The sequence below is a fragment of the Psittacicella hinzii genome (assembly GCF_003585935.1).
GTDB classification, from domain to species: domain Bacteria; phylum Pseudomonadota; class Gammaproteobacteria; order Enterobacterales; family Psittacicellaceae; genus Psittacicella; species Psittacicella hinzii.
In genome coordinates this window covers 1-3,850 of sequence record NZ_NRJG01000066.1, presented here as the reverse complement: position 1 = coordinate 3,850, position 3,850 = coordinate 1, and the positions used below count along the sequence as shown (strand labels likewise).

The window sequence follows — 3,850 nt, the reverse complement described above, 5'->3', positions numbered from 1 at the left end:
AAATTTTGTAAAATTTATAAAACTTTTTGCAAAATAATTTGTCTAAAGTATGTAGAATTTTTGTAAAAATATTCTCCTAAAATTAACTATATGATTTTTCAGGTTAATTTTTAAAGTTTATAATTTTAATCGGCAGTTTTAAAGTTATAAATAAAAAATATATCTCACTTGAATTAGAAAATAATTTTCTAAACTAAATAACAAAGCATTTTTACAAACAATCTAAAGGGTATTCATTAGCTTAGCTAATTACTCATTCACATGCTTTGCTATATATCTCACTTTAACTTACAAACATCTCTATTAAGTGAGTGTAATCATTGATTAACTTACTTAATTCTAACCACCAGATGATTTTAAGATCACCAAGGTGTTTTTATGAAACGATTAGAAATTCATTCATGCCACTACATGAAACGGATAATTTCTTGGTCGCCAAACCGTCGTCTAGCATGTGAAGCACACCGTCCGGAGAATAAAGGCGTAACTCTCTCGGATAGTGCAGAGACTAACTATACATTTCGTGCGATGATGGCACTTGGTAGCATAGCCTGTGCAGGCTTTTTCAGCAACCAAGCTTCAGCAACAGTTGACGTTGCCGACTTTACCAAAATTGCCGGTTCAGTAACATTTACACAGGATTCAACAACCTCTGCAACTCTTAACATAACCTCTAATCGAGCTGTTGTTGAGTGGAGCAAATTTAACATTTATGCCAATGGTACAATTAATTTTAACTTTAATAACGACCAAGGCATTATTCTAAACCGTATTCTTTCTTCTTCATCATCGCAAATTTACGGTACTATTGCTTCAAATGGTACTGTAATTCTGTTAAACCCTAACGGTTTCTCAATTGGTAGTGATGCAGTAATTAACTCAACTGGTACAGTTGTATTTACTCGTTACTTACTTGATGCTGAAAAATTCTTTAAAGAAGCAACTTATACAGTTACTCTAGCTGATGGTACTACTAAAGATCTAAACCTAAGCTACAAAGGTAACACTTGGTTTGCTATTGATTCTACAGGTACTCTAGCAACTATCTCTACGAAAAACTCAAACGTATTAGTAGATGGTAGCGCTGATAAAAGTGCTCTTTACGATCCAATTGAAGATCTAGATCAACTAACTTCAATTGCAAGTGAAGCCGCAACTTGGAACGGTGAAAGCTCTTCAAGTAGTTCAGAAGCAAGTGATACTTCAGGTACAGGCTCTTCAGACAGTTCAAGCAGCTCAAGCTCTGATAGCTCAAGCATTTCAACAGGTGATACAACAGGTTCTTCTGACACTACAGGTAGTTCAAGCTTATCTGATGATACTAGTGGTTCGAGTTCATCAAGTGATTCTGGTAGCTCAAGCTCAACTGGTGAAACTAGTGGTTCAGGCTCATCAAGCGATTCAGGTAGCGCAAGTTCAACTGGTGATACTAGTGGTTCGAGCTCTTCAAGTGACTCAGATAGCTTAAGTTCATCTTCTGGTACAGGAAGTAACGTAGGATCTTCAGATAGCGTCACTGGTGACAACACTGGTTCTTCTAGCGGTTCTACAGGCTCTACTGGTTCAACTGGCAGTTCATCAGACAGTTCAGTGTCTACTGGAGCAACAGGCTCTACAGGCTCATCTGAAAACACTGGTCCTACAGGTTCATCCGACAATACTGGCGCTATAGGCGGTTCTAGCTCTGGTAGCAGAGGTTTGAGCTCTAATACTGGAGCAAGCTCTAGTGAGAACGTTGGCTCGAGCCAAAGCCCAAGCGATACTGGTAGCTCTGTAAGCACAGGTAACACTGGTAGTTCAAATCCAACAACTGGAACAGATAATACAGCTACAGGTTCAACAGTAAGTTCAAATCCATCTTCATCTACTACAGGTAGTACAGCTGGAAATGCTACTCAACCTACAGCTCCTACTGCTCCAACTACTAAAGGTAAAGTAAATCCTTTAGCAGTAAAAGACAACACTTTATATCTGCAAGCTAACAACGAATTACGCGTTTCTAAAGATGCTTCTAACTTAGTTAGTTATTCAATTAGCGCTGGTGAAACTGATGTTCCAGTTGCTAACGTTAAAGTTAACGGTCAAGCAAATAATAACCAAGTTAAATTCGCTGATTTAGTAGCTGCTGTTAATAGCCAAACTTCTGCTAAAGAAGTTACAGTTGCAGCAAATGGTGACATTATTATCGGAGACTTATCTGATAGCAATACAAGTACTCAAGCAACTGCAGGCACTACAAATACAGAAGCAACTACTGCTAGCACCAGCAATAGTGTAAAAGCTAAAGCAACTACTACAACTCCAAAAGCGAAAGCTCGTACAGTTACTAACAACACTAAAGCACGTAGCAGCAATAGTTCTAAATCTAGTAACAAAGCTACAGCTAGCAACAGTAATAGCAATAACAATAGCCAAACTACAGCAGAGCAACAAATTGCTACAGAAACAGCTAATTCTATTACTCAATACACTAGCAACACCCAAGTAGTTCGCGTTAGACCTACAGAAGAAGTTCCAAACTTAGTTTATGATTTACGTGCTAAAGCTAGAGCACAAAGGGCTGCTAGCCAAGCAAATACATCAGAAAATACAGACTCTGATAATAAAAAATCAGATTCTGACAACACTTCAAGCAACAGCACAGTAAACCCAACAACTAGCACAGCTAGCAATGCTCAAGCTAACAACACTAACTTAGCAGTGAGCTACACAAATTTACAGTCACTTGCAACTGGTACAACTAGCCAAATTGCTAATAGCACTGTAAATTTAAATGACGTTTACACTTATGTTAGCTTTAATAACAATAAGTAATGGAACAAAACAATAATTTAGACACACAAATTGAGAGCCGCAAGGCTCTCTTTTTTTACCTTTTACTTTATACCAGAACTAACTCCAGACTCATCTCATATATCTAACAAACACCAGTGTCTCAAAGAGCATTACATTATTAATGCTATAAAGCAAAAATACACAAATATCTTCTTAAAAAATCTCATGAATAAGTACCACTTAAAGATTTAACCTCTAGATATAACTATACTTCAGAACCATAATTCCATCTTTATCTAAAAATTACGAATTTTTAAATACTTAAGGGTTTAAAATAAACTACGTTTGATGATTAAAAGCTGTTAATCTATAAACAGTTACTGTATGCTCCCAGTGATGAATTTTTGTATAACCAACAAATATCATTTTCTTAGCTAAATCTCTAGGGTTAAGAAACTAATTTTTATTAGCTGTTTACCAAATTTCTTCTATCAAAAACATAACCTTTCTAAGAAATTATGCGCTAAAATAACGTAAATTTTTGTATTACCCTAGAAATGAGAACTTGCTTGTGCTATTATGGTTTTAGAGTGCTAGGACACTCTACACTAATTTGTAAAAATTAGTGGTTGTGTACAGATACGAAGTGTTTGTACGCGATATTAAGTTGAGACAAGATAGATCCTAGCTTTGGCTAGGGTCTTTTTTTCATACCTCTATACTTAAAAGATGTAACAAACCATTTATTCTGTATACAAGTTCAACGTAACAGCCTCTATACCCTTTAAATATTAAATGAGAACTAGATTTGTAATCCATTACTCTAATAAGTAATTGAAATAATATCTAAGCGGTTAACTATTAACTTTCTTACCTCATATATAGAAATAAATTAAATTATTTTTTCTAACTATGAGCTTAAGATTTATTAATACTACAGCCAATCTCGTTATAGCTAATACTTCAAGGTAAGCTATTTATTAATTTTAGGCACTACTTAAAATAACCTTTAAATATTACCTTTTGTATCTTCTCACTCTAATAAAGTTCATTATTTTACTCGATAAAACAACAA

General features: G+C 35.1%; 1 protein-coding gene. It reads left to right on the top strand.

Annotated features, from left to right (window positions below; genetic code table 11):
* Positions 1 to 378: 378 nt before the first annotated feature.
* Positions 379 to 2,814 carry a two-partner secretion domain-containing protein gene (locus CKF58_RS04215; RefSeq protein ID WP_119531291.1) on the top strand — a complete coding sequence of 812 codons (2,436 nt, stop codon included), beginning with the start codon at positions 379 to 381 and terminating at the stop codon, positions 2,812 to 2,814.
* Positions 2,815 to 3,850 lie beyond the last annotated feature (1,036 nt).